At 69.3% G+C, this 24,314-nt stretch carries 16 protein-coding genes; 1 reads left to right on the top strand and 15 read right to left on the bottom strand.

The genetic code is table 11. The features are described 5' to 3' along the window. Positions 1-69 precede the first annotated feature (69 nt). The gene (locus NYO99_RS10020; RefSeq protein ID WP_268167042.1) at positions 70-1,605 is read right to left on the bottom strand and encodes a Do family serine endopeptidase; all 1,536 of its coding nucleotides are present in this window, start codon (positions 1,603-1,605) and stop codon (positions 70-72) included. A gap of 228 nt (positions 1,606-1,833) precedes the next feature. Here NYO99_RS10020 and NYO99_RS10025 point away from each other — a divergent pair, with 228 nt between their 5' ends. Then, a complete protein-coding gene (locus NYO99_RS10025; RefSeq protein ID WP_268167043.1) occupies positions 1,834-2,226 on the top strand; it encodes an H-NS histone family protein in 393 nt (130 codons plus the stop codon). Between the two features lie 22 nt (positions 2,227-2,248). On the opposite strand, the gene NYO99_RS10030 is transcribed toward NYO99_RS10025, so the two are convergent. The 14 genes from NYO99_RS10030 to xylA form a co-directional block, all read right to left on the bottom strand. Continuing rightward, complete coding sequence (locus NYO99_RS10030; RefSeq protein WP_268167044.1) at positions 2,249-3,352, bottom strand: glycoside hydrolase family 5 protein; 1,104 nt, start codon at positions 3,350-3,352, stop codon at positions 2,249-2,251. Between the two features lie 57 nt (positions 3,353-3,409). Next, positions 3,410-4,792, bottom strand: coding sequence for a glycoside hydrolase family 5 protein (locus NYO99_RS10035; protein WP_268167045.1), 1,383 nt, complete (start codon positions 4,790-4,792; stop codon positions 3,410-3,412). Positions 4,793-4,895: 103 nt separating this feature from the next. Further along, on the bottom strand, positions 4,896-5,684 hold the full coding sequence (locus tag NYO99_RS10040; protein WP_268167046.1) for a PEP-CTERM sorting domain-containing protein: 789 nt from the start codon (positions 5,682-5,684) through the stop codon (positions 4,896-4,898). A gap of 32 nt (positions 5,685-5,716) precedes the next feature. Next, positions 5,717-6,949 carry a glycoside hydrolase family 5 protein gene (locus tag NYO99_RS10045; protein WP_268167047.1) on the bottom strand — a complete coding sequence of 411 codons (1,233 nt, stop codon included), beginning with the start codon at positions 6,947-6,949 and terminating at the stop codon, positions 5,717-5,719. Continuing rightward, positions 6,946-8,520: a GH39 family glycosyl hydrolase gene (locus NYO99_RS10050; RefSeq protein WP_268167048.1), complete on the bottom strand. Its 1,575-nt coding sequence runs from the start codon at positions 8,518-8,520 to the stop codon at positions 6,946-6,948. Before NYO99_RS10050 ends, NYO99_RS10045 begins: the two co-directional genes overlap by 4 nt. After that, positions 8,517-10,115, bottom strand: coding sequence for a family 43 glycosylhydrolase (locus NYO99_RS10055; protein WP_268167049.1), 1,599 nt, complete (start codon positions 10,113-10,115; stop codon positions 8,517-8,519). Before NYO99_RS10055 ends, NYO99_RS10050 begins: the two co-directional genes overlap by 4 nt. After that, positions 10,112-11,554, bottom strand: coding sequence for an MFS transporter (locus tag NYO99_RS10060; protein ID WP_268167050.1), 1,443 nt, complete (start codon positions 11,552-11,554; stop codon positions 10,112-10,114). Before NYO99_RS10060 ends, NYO99_RS10055 begins: the two co-directional genes overlap by 4 nt. Further along, on the bottom strand, positions 11,551-13,008 hold the full coding sequence (locus NYO99_RS10065) for a GH1 family beta-glucosidase (protein ID WP_268167051.1): 1,458 nt from the start codon (positions 13,006-13,008) through the stop codon (positions 11,551-11,553). Before NYO99_RS10065 ends, NYO99_RS10060 begins: the two co-directional genes overlap by 4 nt. 92 nt (positions 13,009-13,100) lie before the next feature. Continuing rightward, complete coding sequence (locus tag NYO99_RS10070; protein WP_268167052.1) at positions 13,101-14,459, bottom strand: GH1 family beta-glucosidase; 1,359 nt, start codon at positions 14,457-14,459, stop codon at positions 13,101-13,103. A 21-nt stretch (positions 14,460-14,480) separates the two neighbouring features. Continuing rightward, entirely contained in the window at positions 14,481-15,758 is a 1,278-nt protein-coding gene (locus NYO99_RS10075; RefSeq protein WP_268167053.1) for a GDSL-type esterase/lipase family protein, read from the bottom strand. After that, on the bottom strand, positions 15,755-18,127 hold the full coding sequence (locus NYO99_RS10080; protein WP_268167054.1) for a glycoside hydrolase family 95 protein: 2,373 nt from the start codon (positions 18,125-18,127) through the stop codon (positions 15,755-15,757). The genes NYO99_RS10075 and NYO99_RS10080 overlap by 4 nt, the downstream gene beginning before the upstream one ends. Next, complete coding sequence (locus NYO99_RS10085; RefSeq protein ID WP_268167055.1) at positions 18,124-19,761, bottom strand: DUF5597 domain-containing protein; 1,638 nt, start codon at positions 19,759-19,761, stop codon at positions 18,124-18,126. Before NYO99_RS10085 ends, NYO99_RS10080 begins: the two co-directional genes overlap by 4 nt. Positions 19,762-19,817: 56 nt before the next feature. After that, positions 19,818-22,802 carry a TonB-dependent receptor gene (locus NYO99_RS10090; RefSeq protein WP_268167056.1) on the bottom strand — a complete coding sequence of 995 codons (2,985 nt, stop codon included), beginning with the start codon at positions 22,800-22,802 and terminating at the stop codon, positions 19,818-19,820. Positions 22,803-22,995: 193 nt separating this feature from the next. Next, a complete protein-coding gene (gene xylA, locus NYO99_RS10095) occupies positions 22,996-24,309 on the bottom strand; it encodes a xylose isomerase (RefSeq protein WP_268167057.1) in 1,314 nt (437 codons plus the stop codon). Positions 24,310-24,314: the final 5 nt, after the last annotated feature.

The following is a 24,314-nucleotide window of genomic DNA, read 5'->3' on the forward strand; positions in this document are numbered from 1 at the left end:
GCGCCGCATGGCCATCCCTATGGCCATGCGGCGGTGTATCGCAAGCGCGCGCCCTTGCGGCCTCGGGCCTCAGCCCATGCGCACCGGCACGAAGATCTGCTGCCCGTTGCGCGAGACCAGCAGGGCCACCGAGGCGGGCTTGTCCTTCATCGCTGCGCGCACCTCGTCCACGCTCTGCACAGGCTTGCCGTTCAGCGCCAGCAGCACGTCACCGGGCTGCACGCCGGCCAGTTGCGCCGGGCCGGTCACGCGCTCGATCAGCAGGCCGCCGTCCAGGCCCGAGCCGCGCAGCTCCTGCGGCTGCAGCGGGCGCAGCGCCAGGCCCAGCTGGCCGCCCTGCGGCGCCGCGCTGGCTTCCTGGGTCTCCTTGTCGGCGCGGCCCAGCGCGACGGTCTCGGTCAGGCCCTTCTTGTCGCGCCACAGGCTGAGCTTGAGCTTGTCCCCCGGCTGGGCCAGGCCCACGCGGCTGGACACATCGCCGGCGATGCGCACCGGCTCGCCATCGATGGCGGTGATGACATCGCCCGGCTTCAGGCCCGCCTTGGCGGCCGCACTGCCCGGCATGACGCTGGAGACCAGCGCGCCGTCCGGCGCCTCCAGGCCGAAGGAGGTGGCCAGCGGCGCGGACAGGTCCTGCAGCGTGACGCCCAGGCGCGCGTGCTCCACCTTGCCGGTGGCGACGATCTGGTCCTTGATCTTCAGCGCCACGTCGATGGGGATGGAGAAGGCCAGGCCCTGGAAGCCGCCGCTCTGCGAATAGATCTGTGCGTTGACACCCACGACGCGGCCCGAGGCGTCGAACAGCGGGCCGCCGGAGTTGCCGGGGTTCACGGCCGCGTCGGTCTGGATGAAGGGCACGACACTGTCGCCCGGCAGGCTGCGGCCCTTGGCACTGACGATGCCCTGCGTGGCCGTCTGCTCGAAGCCATACGGCGCGCCGATGGCCAGCACGTAGTCGCCCACCTGCACCTGCTTGGCATTGCCCAGCTGCACGGTGGGCAGGTTCTTGGCGTCCAGCTTCAGCACGGCGATGTCGGTGGCCGGGTCGCTGCCCACCACCTGGGCCGCGAACTCGCGGCGGTCGCTGAGCTTGACGGTGACCTGCTTGGCGTCGCGCACGACATGGGCATTCGTCAGCACCAGGCCGTCGGGGCTGATGATGAAGCCCGAGCCCTGGCCGCGAAAGGGCTGGGCGCCCTGCTGCGGCATGCGCAGGCCCGGCACGCCGCGGAAGAAGCGGAAGAAGGGATCGTTCTCCATGCCTTGCGGCAGCTCCGCACGCTCCTCGCTGCCGGCCTTGTGCAGGCCGGCCACGGTGATGCCGACGACGGCCGGGCCCTGGCTCTGCACGATGGCGCGGTAGTTGGGCACGAGCGCGGGCGGCAGTGCGGCGGCGGGGGCCGGCGTGGCGGCGGCGGCCAGCGCGACGGTGGCAGCCGGGGCGGCGCTGCCGGCGGTGTTGTCAGCCGCGGGCGCCGTCACGGGCGCCTGCGGTTTGGTCAGGCCGGGCAGCGCCCAGCCATTGGCCGCGGTGGTCAGCGTCACACCGGCGCCCAGCAGGGCGGCGGCGGCTGCGGTCAGGGTGAGCTTGGTGGTCTGGGTCATGGCGGGCTCCTTGAGCAACAGGCTGCGGCGCAGCCGACGCCATGGACTCTAGAAAGCCGAGGTGAGCGCTCGATGAGGCGAAAGTGAGGCGAACGTTAGGACGCCGTCCGCACTGCGGCGTGCATTCATGTTGAGCGATGTCTGCCTTTGCGGCATTCATTGGGCCGCATTGCTGCGTCTATGGGTTTTCATTGAGTCCGATTCATTCAGCGAATGAAACTTCCGTGATTGAATTCGACGCGCCAGACAACGATTTCAATGGAGCACCGAATGGCCAAGAGTTTGCAAACCCTGTTGAAGCAGATTGCTCAATTGCAGAAACAGGCCGACGCATTGCGCTCGCGCGAGAAGTCGGATGTGATTGACCGCATCAAGGAAGCCATTGCCCATTACGACATCACGGCCGACGAGCTGTTCGGCGGCAAGCCGGCCCGCGTGGCACGCAAGCGTGCCGCTGCCAGCCAGCCGCGCAAGGCGGCTGCGGCCAAGAAGGCGGGCGGCGTGGCCAAGTACACCGATGGCGCCGGCCGCACCTGGTCCGGCGTGGGCAAGCGGCCCAACTGGTTCAAGGACGCGCTGGCCGCCGGCAAGACGGCGGAAGATCTGCTGATCAGCCGCTGACCCGGCCCGCGCCGCGTGCGGCTCAGTCGCTGCGCATGGCGCCCATGATGGCGGCCAGCAGGGCGCCATCCAGTACGCGGCCGGTTGCCCGGTCGAACAGCGCGAAGCCCTCGCGCTTGTCGAACACGCCGTTGTCCCAGTACACCGGCACCAGCCCGCGCCGGTGGGCGGCGCGCGTCACGTACGCATTCCAGTCGGCGCGGTAGCGCGCCGCACCGGGCTGCGACGGGCGTGCCACGGCGCCGTATTCGCCCAGGATGACGGGCACGCCCCGGTCCACGAATCGGACCTTCATCTTGTCGAACTGCCGGTCCACATGGGCCTCATCACCCCAGCCGGCGGTGGCCTTGGCAGTCGTCGCGCCGCGCCCCCATTGCCAGACCTGGCCCTCGTTGTTCAGCGTGAACTCGTAGGGGTCGTAGTAGTGCACTTCCATCATCAGCCGGCCCGGTGTGGGGTCGGCGGGCAGCACGGCGAAGTCCACCGTGTGGTCGATGTTGGTGTTGAAACCCTGCACGATGAGGTGGCGGCGCGGGTTGTGGCCGCCGGTGGCGCGCACCGTGCTCACGAAGGTCTGGTTGAAGCTGTTCTGCACCTTCACGTACTCGGCACTGGGCTTGCCGTAGTCGCCTTCCACCATGACCTCGTTCGTGCCGGCGAACAGCAGGCCTTCGTCGTGGTCCTTGAAGTGCTCGGCGATCTGCGTCCAGTACAGCGCGAGGCGGCGGTTCACCTCGGCCTGGTGCCGGGCCGTGGGCTGCATCCAGCCGCCGTCCCAGTGGATGTTGATCATGACGATGAGGCCAGCCTCGCGCGCCCAGCCCACCACCTCGGTCACGCGGGCCATCCACTCGGGCTTGATGCGGCCTTGCGCATCGGTGTACTGCTGCCAGGCCAGCGGAATGCGGATGGACTTGAAACCGGCGGCCTTGACGGCCTGGATGAGCGGGCGCGTCGTGCGCGCATTGCCCCAGGCCGTCTCGCCGCCAATGGCCTCCATCGAGTTGCCGAGGTTCCAGCCCGGCGACATCTCGCGGGCGAGTTCGGTGCTGCTGACCTCGCGCCAGGCGCTGGCCTGCGCCGCCAACGAGGCGAGCGTGAACAGTAGGGTGACAATGAATTTCATGGGGCTCTTCTCTTGGGGGGCGAGGAAGGCCGGGCGTCTTGGCCCGGCCCCGCACGATCACTTGGCCGCGTTCACGACGGCGCTGACCAGGCCGGGGTGAACCTGTGCGCCGCTGCTGCGGTCGAACAGGCCCATGCTGTGGTTGGCGTTGGGCGAGCCGGCGTCCCACCAGACGGGCACGGCGCCGCGTGTCCAGGCCGCGCGGGCGACGTAGCGCGTCCAGTTCGTGCGGTAGGTTTCGGCGCCTGCGTACTGCGTGCGGCGGATGGCGCCGAACTCACCCAGGATCACCGGCACGCCGGCATCGACGAAGCGGGTCTTCATCTTCTGGAACTGGGCATCCACGAACGCCTCGTTGGCCCAGCTTTCGGTGTTGGCGGCGCTGGTGGCGGCGGCGCCCCATTGCCAGATCGTGCTGTTCTCGTTGAGGGTGAAGTTGTAGGGGTCGTAGAAGTGGACTTCCATCATCAGCCGCTTGGTGGCGGTGTCATTCGGCAGCGTGGCGAAATTGACCGTGTGATCGATGTTGGTGTTGAAGCCCTGCACGATCAGGTGGCGGGCCAGGTTGCCGCCGCCGGTGGCACGCACCGCGTTGACGAAGGCCTGGTTGAAGCCGTTCTGCACCGTGTAGTACTCGACGGTGGGCGTGCCGTAGTCGCCGTCCTTCATGACCTCGTTGGTGCCGGCGAACAGCAGCGTGTCGTCGTAGCCCTTGAAGTTGTTGGCGATCTGCGTCCAGAACTTCGTGATGCGCGCATTGGCCAGCGCCTGGTTGGCATAGGTGGGCTGCATCCAGCCGCCGTCCCAGTGGATGTTGATCATCGTGTAGAGGCCGGCGTTCTTCGCGTAGTTGACGACCTGGGTCACGCGGCTCATCCAGGTGGCGCTGATGTTGTCGTTGCCGTCGGCGTACTGCTTCCAGGACACCGGGATGCGCACGGTCTTGAAGCCGGCGGCCTTGACGGCGTTGAACAGTGCCTGCGTGGCCGGCGGATTGCCCCAGGCGGTCTCGCCACCGATGGCCTCCAGCGAGTTGCCCAGGTTCCAGCCCGCACCCATCAGCTTGGACAGCTGCAGGCTGGTCAGGTCGCGCATGCCGGGTACGGTGATCGTGAAGGCCTGGGTGGACTTGGCGCCGCAGCTGTTGGTGTAGGTGGCCGTCGCCGTGCAGCTGTGCTTGGCGGTGAGGGCCTGCTCGCGCGCCGTACCGCTGGCACCGCAGCCGCTCCAGGCCCAGCTGCCGCCGGCCGTGGGCTGCGGGCCCAGGCTGACCGTGCTGCCGGCCGCCGCGGTGGCCGTGGCGCTGTTGCTCCAGGCGGCCGTGCCGACCTTGAGGTAGGGCTTGATGGCGGTGGCCGTGCAGGTCTGTGCAACGGCCTGCGTTTGCGCGGCCAGCGCGAGTGCCAGCAGGCACAGGGAGGTTCTGAGGGGCGATGTCATGCTTGTCTCCATGGGGATGGTGGTGACGCGGCGCCTCGTGTCGGGCGCCTGCGCCGGGGGCTCGGGGCTGCCTGAGGCAGCACCTCGATGCTCGGGGGCGCGCTCAGCGCCGGCGGCGCCAGGCCAGCGCGGCCAGGCCCAGTGCCAGCAGGACGGCGGAGGCCGGTTCAGGCACCGGCGCGGCGGACAGCACCTGCGCCGATGTCAGCAGCGTGATGCGGGCCACGGCCGTGTCGGTCGATGGGTTGTCCCAGCTGACCGACAGCGTGCTCGGGCCCGTGTAGGCGAACGAGAAGCCCGGGGCGTCGATGGCCTGGGCCTCGGCGTTGACGAAGCCGGCACCATTGCTGTTCTGCCAGAGGCCCAGCGTTGCGAGGGCCATGGCTGTGCCGCCCTGGCCGGCTGCAGAGAGACTGTCCAGCGTCATCGTGACCACCACGCGGGTGCGCCCGCCGACCATGAAGGCGGCGTCCCACAGCCGTGCGGTGGCGGTGGCCACTTCACCGTTGCTGGCGCTGGCGAACGAGCTGGCGGCGCCGGCGCTGCTCAGGTCGCCGCCGGTGAAGCTGACGCTGGCGCTGGCCGAGGAGAGACCGTGGGCAAGGGCGGCCTGGCGGTTGGTGCCCAGCCAGCCTTGCTCACCGTCCAGCAAGTCGGCATCGGTGAGCTGCGCCGTGACGCCGGTGGACTCGCCGGTGGCTGGCCAGCCGGGGCCGGTGTTCTGCACCAGCCAGGGCCAGGCGCCGGTGATCCACGGCTCGGCATCCAGCGCCACGGTGGACACCACGACGTTGGAGATGCTCACCTGGGCGGTGGCGGCTTCGGCGGCATGTGCCGCTGGGCTGGTCATGCCCAGGACGAGGGTCAGGGCGGCGAAGAGGGCTTGTCTCATGGCTGTTTTCGTAGTGGATCAATCCTTGGGCCTCAGCGGGCGCCGTCCATCAGCGCCGTCAGCACGGGGGCGTCCAGCACCTGGTTGCGGCTGCGGTCCAGCAGGCCGCCGGTGTCCCAATAGAAGGGCACCAGGCCTGCTGCCCGCGCGCGTTGCGTGACGGCCTTGCAATAGGCAGCGCGGCTCTTCCGATGCAGGGCCAGCGCGTCGCCGGTGAGCGTGTTGCTGCGGTCCAGCGCGCCGTACTCGCCGACGATGACCGGGATGCCCCGGTCGATGAAGCGGGCCTTCATCAAGCCCATCATGGTGTCCAGCGTGGCTTCCTCGCCCCAGGTGGGGTTGTGGGCGGTGTCGGTGGCGGAGTGGTTGCCCTGGCCCCAGTAATAGAACTGGTTGCCCCAGCTCTCGTCCTTGGTCATGCCGGTGAAGTTCCACGGCGTGTAGTAGTGGATCTCGGCCATCAGCCGACCGGCCACGGTGTCGGTGGGCCAGCCGGTCATCAGCTGGCTCGTCAACTCCACATCGGTGGACGGGCCCTGCACGACCAGCGTGCGCCAGGCATTGCGCCCGCCGGTGGCGCGCACGGCGTCAATGAAGGTCTGGTGGTAGCTCATCAGCACCGCCATCTGCGCGGCGGTCTTGACGTTGGGCTCGTTGGCGCTGGCGAAGAGCAGCCGGCCGTCGAAGTCGCGCAGCGTCGTGGCGATCTGCTGCCAGAAGGCCCGCTGCCGGTGGTTGACCGCCACCTGCTGCTCGGGCGTGACGTTCTCCTCCAGCCAGCCGCCGTCCCAGTGGATGTTGAGCACCACATGCAGGTCGGCGTCCAGACAGTACTGCACCACCTCCCGCACGCGGGCCAGCCAGGCGGCCTCGATGCGGGCGCTGCCGGCGTCGGCGTACTGGTTCCACGAGACGGGCAGGCGCACGGCGTTGAAGCCCGAGGCTTTGGCGAACTGCACGAACTCGCGCGTGATGCGCGGGTTGCCCCAGTAGGTCTCGGTCTTGCCGCCAACGGCCTCCAGCGTGTTGCCGATGTTCAGCCCGATGCGCAGCTTCTGCGCGATCTGCTGGGCGTTGTCGGCCATGCCGGTGGCATCGGCGGCCTTGGGGCTGGTGTTGTAGTCGGGGTAGGGCGAGGCGGCGGTCGGTGGCGGTGCCGGCGCGACGGCGGCCGGGGTGCTGGCCGAGGCCCCGCCACCGCCGCCACCGCCGCCGCAGCCGGCCAGCCCCGCCAGCAGGCTCAGGGCGGCGTCGCGGCGCCTCATGCGCCCAGCCTCTGCAGGCCCAGCAGCACGACGTCGTGGCTGCGCAGCTTCAGCGTGACGGTGGCCGTGCCCCGGGTGCCCACGCGCAGTTCGCGCCGGGCCTCCGGCTGGTCCGTGGTCAGGCCCTGCAGCGTGGCGAGCTGGCGGGCATCCAGGTTCTTGGGCGAGCCCATCTTCAGGTAGGCCGTGTGCGCATCGTTGACCTCGTAGCCCACGCGGTGCTGCGTGAGCCGGTAGCGGCCGGGCGCCAGGCCCCGCAGGTCGACCGTGGCGGTGCCCACGGGGCGCGAGGGCTGGGGCTTGCCGAAGAAGCTGCGGTTGCTGACCGTCTGGCCGGGGTCGCGCCAGTCCCAGACGATGGCCTGCAGCTGCTGCCCGTCGGTGGCGGCCCAGGTGTGCGCGTCACGCGTGGGCACCTCGCGGCCGTTCAGCGCAGCCAGCTGGGCGAGGTATTTGTAGGTGAACCACACCGGCTTGCGGATGCCTTCGCGGGTCATCATGCCGAAGCCGCCGTGGAAGGGCGCGTCCGGCGGGCCGGGTTCCTCGAACAGGTCGCTGTAGACCCAGTAGCTCATGTGCTGGGCCAGGCCTTGCGTCTGCTTGAGCTTGGTCAGCACATAGGGCGCGCTCATGTAGCTGTCGTGCACCAGGTCGCGCGGGTTGTAGCTGGTGCTCCATTCGGTGAAGAACAGCGGCAGCCCCGGCAGGTGCGAGGCCTCGATCTGCTGGCGCACGCGCCGCACGTCGCCCACGATGGCATCGGGGTTCTTGGACAGCACACGGTCTTCCTTGCCGTACTCGTCCAGGAAGCCTTCATCCACGCCGTAGGTGTGCGTGGTGATGAAGTCCACCGGCGTGCCGGTCGCCTTGGCGTGCGCCAGGAACTCCGGCACCCAGGCCGCGCCAGCGGTGGACGGGCCGCCCACGCGCAGCTGGGCATCGATGGCCTTGATGGCCTTGGCGGTGCGGGTGTAGAGGTCGAAGTAGGCCTGTTGATCGGCCTTCTCCCAGAAGCCGTCGAGGTTGGGCTCGTTCCAGACCTCGAAGTACCAGCTGCGCACCTCCTGCTCGCCGTAGCGCTTGAGCAGGTGGCGCGTGAAGGCGTCGATCAGCGCGACCCAGCCCTTGGGCTCGGGGTGGGAGGTGTTGCCGGCCCAGTAGAAGATCTTCAGGTCCGAGGTCTTCAGCGCCAGCGGCGTGAAGCCCAGCTCGATGAAGGGCTTGATGCGCCGCGCGAGCATCGCGTCGTAGAGCTTGTCGATGTTCGTGAAGTCGAACACCAGCTGGCCCGCGGCGTCGCGCGTCACCGTCTTGAAGACGTCGTGGAAGATGGCGTGGAAGCGCAGGTAGCGAAAGCCCAGCTCGTCCACCGCCGTCTTCAGCTGCGCCAGCGAGTCCTCGCGGAACAGCGTGCCGGGGTAGTCGGCACCGACGCAGTGGTCGAAGAAGCGGTCCAGCGGCTGGCTGGCGGTCGCCAGGTCCAGCACGATGTGGCGCCGCGGGGGCGCAGCCTGGGCCGCCAGCGGCAGGGCGGCGGCGGCGGCGATCACTTGGCGGCGGGAAGGCGTCATGCGGCGAGTCCTCGGTAGCTGAAGTTGCGGGCGCGCACCTCGCCAGCCCCGGCGCTGAACAGCGCAGGCCGCAGGCTGACGAAGCCGCCGAACACGTTGTGATGCAGGCCGGAGACCTCCATCTGCCAGGGGTGCTGAGTCCAGGTGCCGCCGCCGTCGTGGCTGACGTGCCAGGTGACGATGTGCTCGCGGTTGACGAGGCGGATGCGCACGCGGCGCGTGCCCGTCGTGGCGGGGAGCGGCTCGCGCATCCATGCGTGTTCCTGGCCGTAGCCATAGGTCAGCATTTGCGTGGCGCTGAAGCCCAGGCCGACATGGCCGCGTTCCTCGTAGAACAGTGCCAGGCCGCCGTGGCCGTCGCCGGTGATCTCCAGGTCCACCGTGACCTCGTAGCTGCGGTCGCCGCAGGCGCAGGTCAGCGGCGAGCTGTCCGGCAGCGCGCGGCCCTTGCCGCGGATGACCAGGGACTTGTTCTCGAAGCGCAGGCGCCGGGCTTCGTCTGGCCCCGGTGCATGGAAGGCCCATTGCAGGCCGAGCCTGCCCGAGGAGAAGTCATCAGACAGTGCAAAACCTGCCGGGCTCGGCTGGCCGCCGCGCGGCTTGGGCAGTGGCCGGTCCAGCGTGCCGCCCTTGGCGCGCAGCCAGCCGTCGGCGGTCCATTCGACCGGCTCCAGCAGCGCCTGGCGGCCCAGCGTGCGAAAGCCGTTTTCGTAGCCGTGATAGACCATCCACCAGTCCCCCGCCGGTCCTTCGACGACGGTGGCGTGGCCGCGCGACCACCAGGGCTCGTCGATGCTCGTCGTGCGCACGATGGGGTTGTTGGGTGCGTCCTCCCACGGCCCATGCACGGAGCGTGAGCGCGCGACCGTGACCATGTGGCTGGTGGGCGGCCCGGCGGTGCCGCCGACGGCGCTGATCAGGTAGAACCACGCGCCGCGCCGGAACAGCTTGGGGCCCTCGGGCGCGAACATCTCGACCACCCAGTCCTTGGGGTACTGCCAGGGCGTCCAGGCGTTGTCCTGCAGCGGGCCGTCGGTGGCGAGGCCGTCGTCGCTCAGCCGCACGCGGCGGCCGCCGTTGACGAAGAGGTAGCGCCGGCCGTCCTCGCCCACCACGTGGCCGGGGTCGATGCAGCCGGGGATCTTCAGGTCGATGGGCGCGCTCCACGGGCCACGGATGTTGTCCGCATGGATGACGTAGATGCCGGTGCCGGCGTCCTGCAGCACCGGGATGTAGAGGTAGTAGCGGCCGGCGTGCTTGATGAGGTCCATCGCCCAGACCGTACCGATGGGCTGGTGCAAGGCGGCGGTGATGGGCGTCCAGTTCACCAGGTCCTGCGAGTGCCAGATGACGGCACCCGGGTAGGACTGGAAGGACGAGAAGGTCATGTAGTAGTCGGCCCCGTCCTTCAGGATGGTGGGGTCGGCATGGTCACCGGCGACGATGGGGTTGAGGTAGGTCCCGTTGCCGAGGTCGGCCGTGCGCTGGCCCTCGATGCCCGCCCCTGAGCGTGGCGCGGCGAGCGCCGGTGCGGCCGCGGGCAGCGCCGCGCCGGCCAGCGCCGCCTGCATGGCCCTGCGTCGGGAGAGTGTCATACCGTGCCCCGCTTGGCTTCGAGCTGCGTGCGGATGTCCTGCATGCGGGCCTCGGTCAACGGGAAGCGCAGGATGGCGGCCAATGCGATGAGCAGCCCGACCACCGGGATGGCCGACAGCAGGAAGCGGATCCAGAAGATGGCCTCGGGCGATTGCGCGCCTTCCTTGGTCGCGTCGAAGCCGGTGAACTGCAGGATCCAGCCCGACGCACCCACGCCGAGCGCGATGCCGACCTTGGAGATCCACGACTGGCAGGCCGAGAAAGAGCCTTCGCGGCGCTGGCCGGTCTGCAACTCGTCGTAGTCCACCACGTCGCCGATGGTGGCGCCGTACAGCGTCCAGAAGCCGGCGCCGGTGAAGGCGACGAAGCCGCAGGCGAAGAGCTGCAGGTAAGGGCGCTCCGGGTCGTACAGCCACCAGTCGCCGATGAAGGCGCCGATGGCCATCAGCAGCACCGTCACCAGCCCCGTGCGCTTGCCCCACTGGCGCGCGATCCATGTGAAGAACGGAATGCCCGCGAAGCCGAAGGCCATGCCGGCCAGACCCATGGCGGTGTTCCATTGCGTGGCCAGCTTCACATCGCCCTTGCAGACGTAGTAGACGGTGGCGTAGTAGCCGAGCGCGCCGACCATGGCCGTGCCCAGGCCATAGGCCAGCGACAGCGCCAGCACGTTGCGGAAGGGCTTGCAGCGCAGCGTGCGCCACAGCGTGTCCTTGAACGGGATGTGGGTCTGCGTGTGCGACACCAGCTTTTCGTAGTAGCGCTCGCGCACCAGCAGGAAGATGGCGATGGACGCCGCCACCATGATGGCGCCGAGGATGGCGCAGTAGGTCTGTGCGCCGCGCAGGATGTCGGGCTTGCCGGTCTCGGCGTCGTTGAAGAAGGCCAGCGTCGTGAACTGCGCGGCGAAGAACATCGCCAGCTCCGGCCCCTTCTGGATGGCGTTGCGGATGGCCATCACGGTGGTGCGCTCGTGATAGTCCGGCGTCATCTCCGAGCCCAGGCTCACCCAGGGCATGTTGAAGCAGGCCATCACCGGCACGTAGATCAGCATGCTGACCAGCATGAAGATGAAGTACTGCGTCTGGGTCCAGTCCTTGCCCACGGCGAACATCAGCGGCAGGCCGATGCCGGCGAGCACGCCGCCGACGAGGATGAAGGGTCGGCGGCGGCCGTAGCGCGTGCGGGTGTTGTCGGACAGCCAGCCGAAGATGGCGTCGCTGGCGGCGTCGATGAACACCTTGATCATCTGCACCGTGGAGATGAGGCCCGGCGCCACGCCGAGGAAGATGTTGAAGACGTGGAAGGCCAGCGCCGGGTAGAGCCAGTGCCCCCACATGTCGAGGATGGACCCGAGGCCGAAGCCGATCTTCTGCTTCATCGGCAGGCGGCCGGCGCTCGGCACGGCCTGGGACATGTGGAGGGTGCTGGCGTTCACAGGATTCTTCGCTCTTTGATGATGTCGGCGTAATAGCGGGCAGACAGCTTGGGCGTGCGCACCTGCGTCTTGAAGTCGCAGTGCACGATGCCGAAGCGGCGCTGGTAGCCGTCTTCCCACTCGTAGTTGTCGATGAAGGACCACAGGAAGTAGCCCTTCAGCGGCACACCGGCGGCAATGGCCCGGTGTGCCTCGCGCAGGTGGCTGCGCACGTAGTCGCGGCGGTGCAGGTCGGTCACCTCGCCGTTCACCACCGGTTCGTCGTCGTAGCCGCAGCCGTTCTCGGTGATGTAGAGGGCCTGGTGGCCGTACACCTCGTGGCAGAAGCGGGTGCTCCAGTAGATGGACTGGGGCACCAGGCGCAGCCAGGTGCTGTCGGCGCGCGGGTAGTTGACCGGGTGGGTGAGGGCCTCGGGGCCGGCCTTGCCGGCGCGCACGAAGGTGCCGCTGTAGATGTTCAGGCCCAGGAAGTCGGTGGGCAGGCTGATGAGGTCGAAGTCACCGGGCTTCACGTCCGGCGCGTCGGCGCCCACGCGCTTCAGGAAGCTCTCGGGGTACTTGCCCGCCTGCATGGCGCCGAGGATCTGCGCGTTGCGGTCGGTGAACCAGGCCTTGGCGGCGGCGATGTCGGCCGGCTTCTCCGTGACGGGCACGGCAACGCTGCAGTTGTCGGTCAGGCCCACGATGGCACCCGGGCCGCCGTGCTGGCGCACCGCGCGCACGCCATGCCCGTGGCACAGCAGTGCGTGGTGGTAGGTCTGGTTGACCGTCTTGGCGCTCTCGACGCGGCCCGGCGCCTTGGAGCCGGTGCCGTAGCCGAGCAGCGTGAAGCAGAGGATTTCGTTCAGCGTGATCCAGTGCTTCACGTCCTGGGCGAAGGCCTTGACCACGGTGTCGGCGTACTGCGCGAAGGCGTCCACCGTGACGCGCGAGGTCCAGCCGCCGCGATCCTCCAGCGCCTGCGGCAGGTCCCAGTGGAACAGCGTCACCCACGGCGTGATGCCGTGCTTCTTCATGCTGGCGAAGAGGCGGCGGTAGAAGTCCAGCCCCTTGGGGTTCAGCGCGCCGTCGCCGTTGGGGTAGATGCGCGGCCAGGCGATGGACAGGCGGTAGGTCTTGATGCCGAGGGACGCCATCAGCGCGAAGTCCTCGTCGAAGCGGTGGTAGTGGTCGCAGGCCACGTCCAGCGTGTCGCCGTTGTGCACCTTGCCGGGGATGCGCGCGAAGCGGTCCCAGACCGACTCGCCCTTGCCGTCCACGAAGGCCGCGCCCTCGATCTGCGCCGACGCCGCCGCAACGCCGAAAACGAAATCGGCGGGGAAGGGGCTGTCATATGTCAGCGTTGTCGTGCCGGGCGCGACAGGGCGCTGCGGGGGGGCGGCCAGCGTGGCCGCGGGGGCCAGGGCTGCGGCGGCAAACAACTGGCGACGGCGCGGGGAGCGGAGCGAAGTCATCGGGGTTTCCTCGTTAGGCCATAGAGCGGGCAACAGGCCCGCGGCGGCGCGAGGAATATAGGTGGCAGGGTTTCGCCCGGTTTCACGGCAGGTCAGACGATGCGGCGGGTCTCGATGACTTGCGCGTAGTAGCGGGCCGACAGCTTGGGCGTGCGCACCAGCGTCCCGTAGTCGCAGTGCACGATGCCGAAGCGGCGCTGGTAGCCGTCCTCCCACTCGTAGTTGTCGATGAAGCTCCACAGGAAGTAGCCCTTCAGCGGCACGCCGTCGGCGATGGCGCGGTGCGCCTCGCGCAGGTGGTTGCGCAGGAAGTCGCGGCGGTGCAGGTCCAGCACCTCGCCGTTCACGACCGGCTCGTCGTTGTAGCCGCAGCCGTTCTCGGTGATGTAGAGCGTCTGGTGGCCGTAGCACTCGGCCGCGAAGCGCGTGGCCCAGTAGATGCACTGCGGCGCAATGTGCAGCCAGGGGCTGTCGGCACGCGGGTAGTTCGCCGGCAGGGGTACGGCTTCCCAGGCGGCGCCGCTGTTGCTGGCGCGCACGTAGGTGCCGGTGTAGATGTTCAGGCCCAGGTGGTCGGTGGGCAGGCTGATGAGCTCGAAGTCGCCGGGCAGCACGGTGGGCGCGTCGGCACCGACGCGGGCCAGGTAGTCCGCCGGGTAGCGGCCGGCATGCATGGCGCCCAGCACGTGGGCGTTCTTCTCCAGGAACCAGGCCTTGGCGGCGGCGATGTCGGCCGGCGTCTCGGTGACGGGGATGCAGACGTCGCAGTTGTCGGTCAGGCCCACGACGGCGCCCGCGCCGCCGAACTCACGTACGGCCCTCACCCCATGGCCGTGGCACAGCAGCGCGTGGTGGAAGGTCTGGTTGACGACTTGGGCGCTCTCTTTGCGGCCCGGTGCCTTGGTGCCGTAGCCGTAGGCCAGCAGCGTGAAGCAGCGGATCTCGTTCATCGTGATCCAGTGCGTCACCTCGCCGGCAAAGGCCTTGACGATGGTGTCGGCGTAGCGGGCGAAGGCGTCCACCGTGACGCGCGAGGTCCAGCCGCCGCGCTCTTCCAGCGCTTGCGGCAGGTCCCAGTGGAACATCGTGACCCAGGGTGTGATGCCGTGCTTCTTCATGCTGGCGAACAGCCGGTGATAGAAGTCCAGGCCGGCGGGGTTCAGTTCGCCGTCGCCGTTCGGGTAGATGCGCGGCCACGCGATGGACAGGCGGTAGTTCTTGACGCCCAGCGAGGCCATCAGCGCGAAGTCCTCGTCGAAGCGGTGGTAGTGGTCGCAGGCGACATCCAGCGTGTCGCCGCCGAGCACCTTGCCGGGCTCACGGCTGAAACGGTCCCAGATGGATTCGCCTTTGCCGTCGGTGAAGGCGGCGCCCTCGATCTGGGCGGACGCGGCGGCGACGCCGAACACGAAGTCGGCGGGGAAGGGGCTGGAGTAGGTCAGTGCGGTCATGGGGTCAGGGAGGAGGCGCCGTCAGGGCGCCAGCAGAGGGGTCAGGGTGGCGTCCAGGCGGCGGGCCCAGATGTCGTAGCCGGCCGGGCTGAGGTGCAGGAAGTCCGGCAGCAGGTCGCGGGACAGCGTGCCGTCCGGCTGGGTCAGCGCGGGGCCGATGTCGAGCAGGCGCACGCGCTGGCCGTCGGCCAGCGATGGCAGCAGCGCATTGATGCGGGCGTTGTGGCGGCGGGTCAGGTCGTCGGGCGTCTCGCCGCGCGGCAGCAGCGCCATCAGCAGCACGGTGGCCTGGGGCTGGCGGCGGCGGATCTCGTCGAGGTTGGCGCGGATGCCGGCAACGGTCAGCGCCGGGTCTTCCAGCCGCTCGCCGGTGTTGTTGGTGCCGATCAGCATCACGACGACCTTGGGCGCCATGCCGTCCAGCGCGCCATGGCGCAGGCGCCACAGCAGGTTCTCCGTGCGGTCACCGCCGAAGCCCAGCGCCACGGCGTTGTGGGGGGCGAAGTAGCGGGCAAATGCCGCCTTGCCTTCCTTCTCCCAGCCTTGCGTGATGGAGTCGCCCAGGAACACCAGGTCCACGCGCCGGCCGGCGACCTGGTGTGCACGCACCTCGGCGAGCTTGGACTCGTGGCGCGGCAGCCACCAGTCCACCGCCCACGACTCTTGCAGTGGCTCGGGTGTGACGGACTGCGTGCGGTAGTCGGGGCAGGCCGTGGTGGGCTTGCCGGCCTTGTGCAGGCGCAGCCGGCTGACGCGCACCTCACCGCTGCCGGTGCCTTCCAGCGTGAACGGCACGTCCACGGCGCTGAAGTCGTCCCCTTCGCGCCAGAAGCATTTCAGTGCGAACGACAAGTGCTTCCGGCCCTGGCCCGCCAGCGCGCGGCCGGCGAACAGGAAGGGGATCTTGCGTTCGCAATCCTTGCCGCAGCCGAGCTTGAACTTGAGGCCGCCTTGGGCGAGGTCGATGACGTCGAGGTCGAACTCGACGGTGCCTTGCGGCAGGTAGGCGTTCAGGTCCAGCGGCGGGCCGCCCTGCCAGCGCAGCTGCGCGATCCAGCTGTGGCTGAACTGCAGCGTGACGGCGCCGTCGTCGCCGCGCCGGGCGGCCACGCGGCTGCTGGGCACGCGCGGCTGGGCGGGCTTGGGCACGGTGACGCGCTCGCCAGCCAGGCGGGCCTGGCCCTCGAAATCGGTGACGGCGATGTGCCAGCCTGGCGCGGGGCGGCCGGTGTCCAGGTCCAGCGACTGCGCTGTCAGCGGCAGCATGGCCAGGCAGAGGGTGTGAAGCACGCGTTTCATGGCAGAGGGAACTCCAGCGTGCGGGTCTGGCCGGGGCGCAGTTGCAGCTCGATGACGCGCTCGCCCACGCGCAGCCGGCCGCCGCCCGCGCCGGCCACGGCACGCACGGTGGTGCGCGTCACGCGGCCCTGGGCCCAGGCGATGTCGACGACGAAGCCGCCGCGCGCGCGCAGGCCGCGCACCGAGCCTTGCCCCCAGGCCGCAGGCAGGGCGGGCAGCAGGGCGATGACGCCCTCATGCGACTGCAGCAGCATCTCGGCGATGGCGGCCGTGGCGCCGAAGTTGCCGTCGATCTGGAAGGGCGGGTGGGTGTCCAGCAGGTTGGGGTAGGTGCCGCCCTGGTGCACCTCGGCGCCTTCGCGGGCCTTGCGCGCGCCGGGCTGGGCCAGCAGGCCGCGCAGCAGTTCGTGGGCGTGGTTGCCGTCGTGCAGCCGGGCCCAGAAGGCGATCTTCCAGGCCATGGACCAGCCGGTGCTCACATCGCCGCGTGCGGTGAGCGTGGTGCGGGCAGCCGCTGCCAGCGCAGGCGTGCGCGTGGGCGAGATCTGCCGGCCGGGGTAGAGCGCGTAGAGGTGGGACACATGGCGGTGCGTGTCGCGCGGCGTGTCCAGCACCGGGTCCTTCAGCTCCTCCATCCACTCCAGCAACTGGCCCCAGCTGCCGACGCGCGGGCCGGCCAGTCGGTCGCGGATGGCGACGGCGCGGTCGCGGGCGGCGTGCTCGCCCAGCAGCTCGGCGGCCTGGGCGAGGTTGTCGAAGTGGTCCCACAGGATCTGCTGGTCATAGGCCACGCCGTCCTGGATGGGGCCGTGCTCGGGTGACCAGCCGTTGGGCGCGACGAGGCGACCGTCGGGCAAGGTCTTGAGCCGGTCTTCCCAGAACTCGCCCACCTCGCGCAGCACGGGCCAGGCCACGGCACGCAGGAAGGTGCGGTCCTGCGTGAAGGCGTAGTGCTCCCAGAAGTGGCGGGCATACCAGGCGTTGCCGGTCATGTTCCACAGGTAGCCTTGGTGGCCGAAGGGGTTGGTCTCGGTGCGCAGCGCCCAGCCGCGCACGGGGGTGCCGGCTGCGGTCAGGAAGGTTTCCTGCGGCGGCTGCACGGAGTTGTCCCAGGGCGGTGTCTCGGGCGGCAGGGCTGCGGGGTCCTTCAGCGCCAGCGCGGCGCGCTCGGACACGGCCTGCCGCCACGCGGGGATCAGGCGCTGCACGAAGCGGTGGAAGGGCCGCGCGGTCTCGGCGAGGTGGGTCACCTCGGCCGGCCAGTAGTTCATCTGCAGGTTGATGTTGGAGTGGTAGTCGCTGTTCCACGGCGGCTGCAGGTGGTCGTTCCACAGCCCCTGCAGGTTGGCCGGCAGCGAGTCCCGCGAGCTGCTGACGAGCAGGTAGCGGCCGAACTGGAAGTACAGCGCCTCCAGCTCGGGGTCGTTGCCGTGCTGCGTGTAGGCGGCCAGGCGGGCGTCGGTGCTCAGGGCGCGGCGCTCGGGCGGGCTGGTGCCCAGGTCCAGTGTCACGCGGCCGAGCAGGGCGCCCACGTCGCGCTCGTGCGCGGCGCGCAGCGGCGCCCAGCGCGGCGCGGCGGCCACCTGGCGCTGCACGCGCGGCAGCGGCGGCTGGCCGTCGGCAAAGCTGGTGCCGGCGCCGAGGATGAGGGTCAGCGCGTTGACGCCGTTGAAGCGCAGCGTGTTGCCGTCGACGCTCACCGAGCCACCTTCATGCACGACGCGCAGCTGGCTCGCATAGGCCATGCCGTTGGGCAGCGCGCCGACAGCGGTCAGCGTGTTGTTGGCCGCGCTGAGTGCCGCGCCATGGCGGTCGGTCAGCGCGATGCGGCCGTGGTAGCGGCCGGGCCGGTCGGCCGTCAGCCGCCAGGCGATGACCTGGGCCGGGTGGCTGGCCAGCGCCTCGCGCGTGAAGCGCACGCCGTGCTGCGTATAGTTCAGCCGGTTCACGGCGCGGGCGATGTCCAGCTCACGGCGGTAGGCGCTGACGGGCGCGTCGGCGCCGTCCAGCGTCAGCACCACGTCGCCGAAGGGCTGGAAGGCGCCCATGGTGTGGCGGTCGCCGGTCCACAGCGTGATGTCGTTGAACTGCAGGCGGTCGCGCGCCACCTGGCCGAACAACATGGCACCCAGGCGCCCGTTGCCGATGGGCAGGGCCTGTTGCTCCCAGCCCTGCGGTGTGTCCGGCGCCGGGCTGGCGTAATGCAGGACCTGCTCGGCTGCGCTCGCGTTGAGCATGACCGCACCGCACAGCAGGACGGCGACGCGAAGCAGCCGCCGGATCGAGCAGCCGCCGTGGCACCGGCTTTGCCGGGCCACCAGCGGCGCCCCCTTGATGGTGCTGGCGCAGCCGGTAGGGGGGGAGCTCATTTCGGGCGTGCCATGGTGATCTTGAGCATCACGGGCTCGGCCGGCAGGTTCAGGCCCCAGTCCACCTGGTCGCCGTTCCACACGCGCTCCATGACCCAGCGGCCCTGGGCATCGAAGCGGCCCTGCTCGGCGCGCAGCATCATGCCGCTGCTGCCCTCGGCGGGCTCCATGCGCACGCGCACGCGCTGGCCGATCAGCAGGAACTCGTCGGGCCCCAGCTGCGCCATCGCGGCGCCGCCGTTGGGCTCCTCGGTGCCCGGTGCGGGCTTGGCGAACTCCGGGCCCCAGCTGGCCTCGCCGAAGCGGCCCAGGCGGTAGGTCAGCTTGGCGGTCCAGCCGGGGAAGTCCAGCTGCTGGGGCTTGCGGTCGTCGGCCTCGCCGATGCCGCGCACCTTGCCGTCGAAGGCCCATTGCGCCCACTGGCGCTGGATGGGCGCGAACATGCGGTAGACGCGCTCGAAGGGCTCGACGATGGTCTTGTCGGTCGCCGTGGCGCCCAGCGGGTGGTTGCTGTAGTCGAAGTAGTCCATGCCGAAGGGCGACACGCCGATGGCGCCCCGGCCCAGCATGGAGTACAGGTAGCGCCCGTAGGCCGACTTGGAGCCGATCTCGGGCACCCACAGCGCGTTGTCGGCACGCTGGAACAGCCGCAGGTTGGCCTCCACCTGGGCGGACTCGGCGTTGTAGAGGTCGGGGCCGACGATGTCCACGGCCGGCGCGGCGGCTTTGTAGATGTCGATGACGTCCCAGCTCGGGCCGCCGCTGGAGAAGTTGTTGGCCCAGGGCTTGGGCGGCTGCTCCAGCGGGTTGCGCAGCGCGTTGTTGACGAACATGGGCAGGTCGTACACCGCGCGGCCGGCGGCGGCGATCTCGCCGATGTAGCGGGCGATGGCCCAGGCGTGGAAGTACTCGTCGGCGTAGTCGCCATAGACCTCGCGCCAGTTGCCGGTGGCCGCGAGTTTGGGCTTCTGGCGCGCCAGCACGGCGGCGGGCACGGGCTGCTCGAACGCGGCCTGCGCGGCCGGCGCGAAGTCGCGCACCAGGCCGTAGGTGCCGACCTCGTTCTGCACCTGCACCATCAGCACGGTGCGCTGCTGGGCGTCGATCTTCTTGAGGTGGGTCATCAGCGCGACGAAGGCGCGCTTGTCGTGCTTCAGCGTCTCGGTGCCGAAGGGGCTGAGGCAGTAGCTCGCCTTGCCGTCCTTGTCGCGCATGGCCGGGAAGCGCTGCGGCGCGAGCTTGACCCAGGCCGGCGTGTACTGCGCGCTGGTGTTCTTCCAGGTGGCGAACCACAGCAGCACGAGGCGCTTGTTCTGCTGGCGCGCCTGCTGGACGAGTGTGTCCACGAAGCTGAAGTCGAAGCGGCCTTCCTCGGGCTCCACCTGCTCCCAGGCCACGGGCATCAGCACGGTGTTGGCCTTGAGGTCGTTGGCAGCGGCCCAGACGGGGCCCAGCCCGGCGGGGTAGTTGCTGGAGTTGTGCGCCTGCGCACCCAGGATGAGGAAGGGCTTGCCGTCCACGAGCAGTGCGTGACGGCCGTCCTTGGCGACGAGGCGCGGGGCTTCGGCGGCCCAGGCGGGTGCGATGGACAGCAGGCCGGCCAGCACCGCGGCGGCGAGGTGGTTTGATTTCATAGCGGATCCTGAAAGTCCGGCGGCGCGGCGGCCGCCGGACGGTCGTGGTCAGCGCATCAGAACGAGTAGCTCGCCTGCACCGAGTAGCGGCGGCCGGTGTAGTTCACTGCGCGCGTCATCATGCCGATGTTCTGCTGCATCAGCTGCCGTGCCAGCGCGTTGTTCAGGTTCGATCCTTCGAGGCTGAAGCTGAACTTGTCGTTGAAGCGGTAGGTGATGCCGGCGTCGATCTGGCCGTAGTCGTCGCTCCACGTGGGCAGCGCGTAGGCCACGCCGGTGCCGTCGGCCAGGCGGCCGTCGCCACCGCGCGTGCCGTTGGCGTTGACAGCCTGCAGGTACTTGGAACGCCAGCTGTAGGCCACGCGCGCCGAGATCGGGCCGTAGTCGTACAGCAGCGCCAGGTTGTAGGCGTTGCGGGACAGGTTGGTCAGCGGCAGGTTGCCGAAGGTGCGGCCGTCGGTGTCGCAACCGTTGATGTTCAGGTTGAGGTTGGCCGCGTCGGTGCTGGTGCCGGCGCAGAAGGCCGACAGCACCGGGTTGTAGGGCTTGGTCTTGCTGTCCACGTAGGTGTAGTTGGCCTGCACGCCCAGGCCCGACATCCAGCCAGGCAGCATGTCGAAGTAGCGCTGGAACGCCAGCTCGAAGCCGCGCGCATGGCCCTTGGCGCCGTTCACCGGCGAGGTGACCGTGAAGTTCAGCGGCGTGCCGTTGGTGGCCGGCAGTTGCACCGTGGCCGACTGGCTGACGATGATGTCCTTCAGGTCCTTGTTGAACAGCGCCAGCGTCACCGAGCCGTTCTTGGAGAAGTACCACTCACCCGACAGGTCCAGCTGCGTGGACTTGATGGGCTTGAGCAGCGGGTTGCCGCTGGCCGTGCCGCTCAGGTTGACGGACTCGACGACGATGGTGTTGCCGTCGGTGCGCTGCTTGGTGGTCAGCTCCATCGTCGTGTAGGCCTGCAGCTGCGAGAAGTCGGGCCGCGAGACGCCCTTGCCCAGCGCGGCGCGGAACTGCAGCTCGTTGCTGAGCTTGTAGCGCAGGTTCAGGCTGGGCAGCACGTCGGTGTAGTTCTGCTCGGCCTGGATGGGGCTGCTGAAGCTGCTGATGACCGGCACGGCCACGCCGCCCAGGCTCTGGCCGGGGTTCAGCGTGGGGGCGCTGTTCTTGAACGCGACGTAGCCATTGGCCTTCATGTCGGTGCGCACGACGCGCACGCCGACGTTGCCGTCCACCGGCGCGCCCACGTCGTTGAAGTCAAAGCGCAGCTGGCCGTAGACGGCCTGCGAGCGCTCATGCTGCTCGTTGGTGCCGGCCGGGTCGGTGCCGAAGCTGGCCGGGGCCCAGGGCGTGCAGCCGGAGCGCCAGGACTGCGGCATGCACAGCACCTCGTCGTGGTACTTGTGCAGCAGCTGGTAGGAGCTCGGGTAGTCCTTGGCCAGCGACACCGCCGGCACATAGATGGCCGGCACGCTCTGGCCGCCGAAGAAGTTGTCGAAGGTGTGCAGCCGCGTGGGCGCGTTGAAGCGCGGGTCGTTCAGGTAGGCCAGGCCGGTGATGTCCCAGCCGCGCTGCCAGGTCTGCGTGATGGCGGACCAGTTGTAGTCGGGCACCGTCTTGGTGGTGGTGGCATCGCGGTCGGTCAGGCGGATGCCGAAGGACAGGTCCTGCAGCACCGCATGGTCGAAGTTGAACTTGGCGTCCGCGCGCCAGGCCTTCTGCTCGGCCTTGCTGCGGTCCAGGTGCTCCATCGTGAAGGCCCAGTAGTAGTTGGCCTTGTTCTGCAGCGCGGCCAGGTCGCTGGCGTCGAACACCACGCGCGGCGTGCTGCCGCTCAGGTCCAGCGTCTCCTTGGGCATCAGCAGGCCGGTGGCGACGGTGGAGTCGAAGGCGTTGGTGTCGGACTTGACCAGCTGCAGGTCGGTGCTGAACGACCACTTGTCGCTGGCCTTCCAGGCGAGGTTCCAGCCCAGGTCCTTGGTCTTGGAGTTGCGCGTCATGTAGCGCGTGTCGGCGCCGAAGTTGACGCCGCCGTCGGCCGGCGAGGTCAGCGTGCCGCTGACGAAGACGTTGTTCTTGTCGTACTTGGCATCGCTGCCGACGACGATGTTCCAGGGCGTGGTCTGCGCGAACAGCGCGTTCTCGTCCCACTGCATGCGGTACTTGGACTGGAAGTAGGTCAGCGAGCTGCTGAGGTCGTCCTTCTTCCACTGCAGCGCGCCGTACAGGCCGTTGCGGTTGCGCTCGAAGTTGGAGTCGCGCCACTGCGCGCCCTTGGGTACCCAGTGCGTGCCGTCGATCTTGTAGTACGGCTCGACCTGCCACAGGTCGGTGCGCGTGGAGCTCTTGCTGTGCGCCAGGCTCATCAGCATGCCGACCTCGCCGATGTCGGTCTTCCAGCGGTTGGACAGCAGGCCCGAGGCCGCCGGGCTGAACTTGCCCTGCAGCTCGTTGTAGTTGCCGCTGGCCGTGACGTGGCCCTTGAAGCCGGCGTAGTCGAAGGGCATGGCGGTGCGCAGGTTCACCAGGCCGCCGATGGAGCCCTCGATCTGCGCGGACGCCGGGTTCTTGTAGACGTCCACCGCGGCCATCAGCTCGGGCGGCACGTCCTCGAAGTTCAGCGCGCGGCCGCCGTTGGCCGAGAAGGTGTCGCGACCGTTGACCTCCGAGCGCACGTAGGACAGGCCGCGGATGTTCACGCTGGAGCCTTCCACCGAGTAGTGCTCGGGGTCGTTCTTGGCCATCGTGCGGTCGATGGTCACGCCGACGATGCGCTGCAGCACCTCGGTGACGGACTTGTCCGGCAGCTTGCCGATGTCGTCAGCGACGATGGAGTCGACGATCTCGTCGGCGTTCTGCTTGATCTTCTGCGCCGACTCCAGCGCCGCGCGGCGGCCGCTGACGACGACGGTCTCGACCTTCTGCACCGGCGCCGACGCGGCGGCGGCCGGCGCGGGCGCGCTCTGCGCCACGGCCAGGCCGCTGCACAGCAGCGCTGCCTGGGCGGCGGCGATGGAAATCAAGGTTCTCTGGGGCTTGTTCACGGATGTCTCCTCTCGATGTGCTGGGTGGCACGGGGGATGGTGTTTGCCGAGGGGTACTGCTGCTGGTTCGGCGGGGTCAGGGCGTGGGCGCGGCGGCGGCAAGGCTGACGGTGATGTCAGCGTTGTCAGCCGACGCTTGAAAACCCGCCGCCGGACGCGCGTCAGGCGCGTCGCGCGGCGGGGCGGCGGACTCTCAGGCGCAGAGGCGGTTGACGAGGTTCTCCAGCACTTCCTGGCGGCCGGAGACGGGCGCGATGTCGACGTTCTTGGCCAGCACCTCGTCGGCCAGCTCGCCCAGCGTGCGGCGGCCGCCCAGGATGTCCTGGCCAGCGGGCGTGTCCCAGCCGGCATAACGCGCATCCTTGGCGGCTTGCAGCCGGCCGTCGTTGATCATCTTTTCGGCGATCAGCAGCGCCTGGGCGCAAACGTCCATGCCGCCGATGTGGCCGTGGAACAGGTCGGCCGCGTCGATGGACTGGCGGCGCACCTTGGCGTCGAAGTTCAGGCCGCCCGAGCCCAGGCCGCCGGCCTTCAGCACCTCGTACAGCGCGATGGCCGTCTCGGGCACGTTGTTGGGGAACTGGTCGGTGTCCCAGCCCAGCTGCGGGTCGCCGCGGTTCATGTCCAGGCTGCCGAGGATGCCCAGGGCGCCGGCGGTGGCGATCTCGTGCTCGAAGCTGTGGCCCGACAGCGTGGCGTGGTTGGCCTCGATGTTGACCTTCACTTCCTTTTCCAGGCCGTAGCGCACGAGGAAGCCGTAGACGGTGGCGGTGTCGAAGTCGTACTGGTGCTTGGACGGCTCGCGCGGCTTGGGCTCGATGAGGATGGCGCCCTTGAAGCCGATCTTGTGCTTGTACTCGACCACCATGTTCAGGAAGCGGCCCAGCTGGTCCAGCTCCTGGCCCAGTCGTGTGTTCAGCAGGGTTTCGTAGCCCTCGCGGCCGCCCCACAGCACGTAGTTCTCGCCGCCCAGCGCGAGCGTGGCGTCCATCGCATCGCGCACCTGCAGCGCGGCCATCTTGAAGATCTCGGGGTCGGGGTTGCTGGCCGCGCCCGACATGAAGCGGCGGTGGCTGAACAGGTTGGCCGTGCCCCACAGCAGCTTCACGCCGGTGGCCTGCTGCTTGGCCGCCAGCACGTCGACGATGCGCTTGAAGTTGTCCTGGCTCTCGCGCGGCGTGGCGCCTTCGGGGGCCACGTCGCGGTCGTGGAAGCAGTAGTAGGGCGCGCCCAGTTTGGCGAAGAACTCGAAGGCCGCGTCGGCCTTCAGCTTGGCCAGTTCCATCGGGCTGCCGCCCTGGAACCAGGGGCGCTCGAAGGTGGCGCCGCCGAACGGGTCCAGCCCGGTCCAGACGAAGTTGTGCCAGTAGCAGACGGCGAAGCGCAGGTGGTCTTCCATGCGCTTGCCCAGGACGATGCGGTCCTTGTCGTAGTGCTTGAAGGCCAGGTCGTTGGGGCTGTCGGCGCCCTCGAAGCGGATGGCGGGGATGTGGTCGAAGTAGCTCATGTCAG

Source organism: Roseateles hydrophilus (genome assembly GCF_026712245.1).
GTDB classification, from domain to species: Bacteria; Pseudomonadota; Gammaproteobacteria; order Burkholderiales; family Burkholderiaceae_C; genus Pelomonas; species Pelomonas hydrophilus.

Excerpts from the sequence above, each read along its gene's own strand:
- NYO99_RS10055 (WP_268167049.1), bottom strand. The coding sequence starts at position 10,115 with ATGACACTCTCCCGACGCAGGGCCATGCAGGCGGCGCTGGCCGGCGCG.
- NYO99_RS10080 (WP_268167054.1), bottom strand. The coding sequence starts at position 18,127 with ATGAGCTCCCCCCCTACCGGCTGCGCCAGCACCATCAAGGGGGCGCCG.
- NYO99_RS10085 (WP_268167055.1), bottom strand. The coding sequence starts at position 19,761 with ATGAAATCAAACCACCTCGCCGCCGCGGTGCTGGCCGGCCTGCTGTCC.
- xylA (WP_268167057.1), bottom strand. The coding sequence starts at position 24,309 with ATGAGCTACTTCGACCACATCCCCGCCATCCGCTTCGAGGGCGCCGAC.
- NYO99_RS10020 (WP_268167042.1), bottom strand. The coding sequence starts at position 1,605 with ATGACCCAGACCACCAAGCTCACCCTGACCGCAGCCGCCGCCGCCCTG.
- NYO99_RS10075 (WP_268167053.1), bottom strand. The coding sequence starts at position 15,758 with ATGAAACGCGTGCTTCACACCCTCTGCCTGGCCATGCTGCCGCTGACA.
- NYO99_RS10030 (WP_268167044.1), bottom strand. The coding sequence starts at position 3,352 with ATGAAATTCATTGTCACCCTACTGTTCACGCTCGCCTCGTTGGCGGCG.
- NYO99_RS10045 (WP_268167047.1), bottom strand. The coding sequence starts at position 6,949 with ATGAGGCGCCGCGACGCCGCCCTGAGCCTGCTGGCGGGGCTGGCCGGC.
- NYO99_RS10035 (WP_268167045.1), bottom strand. The coding sequence starts at position 4,792 with ATGACATCGCCCCTCAGAACCTCCCTGTGCCTGCTGGCACTCGCGCTG.
- NYO99_RS10040 (WP_268167046.1), bottom strand. The coding sequence starts at position 5,684 with ATGAGACAAGCCCTCTTCGCCGCCCTGACCCTCGTCCTGGGCATGACC.
- NYO99_RS10065 (WP_268167051.1), bottom strand. The coding sequence starts at position 13,008 with ATGACTTCGCTCCGCTCCCCGCGCCGTCGCCAGTTGTTTGCCGCCGCA.
- NYO99_RS10070 (WP_268167052.1), bottom strand. The coding sequence starts at position 14,459 with ATGACCGCACTGACCTACTCCAGCCCCTTCCCCGCCGACTTCGTGTTC.
- NYO99_RS10050 (WP_268167048.1), bottom strand. The coding sequence starts at position 8,520 with ATGACGCCTTCCCGCCGCCAAGTGATCGCCGCCGCCGCCGCCCTGCCG.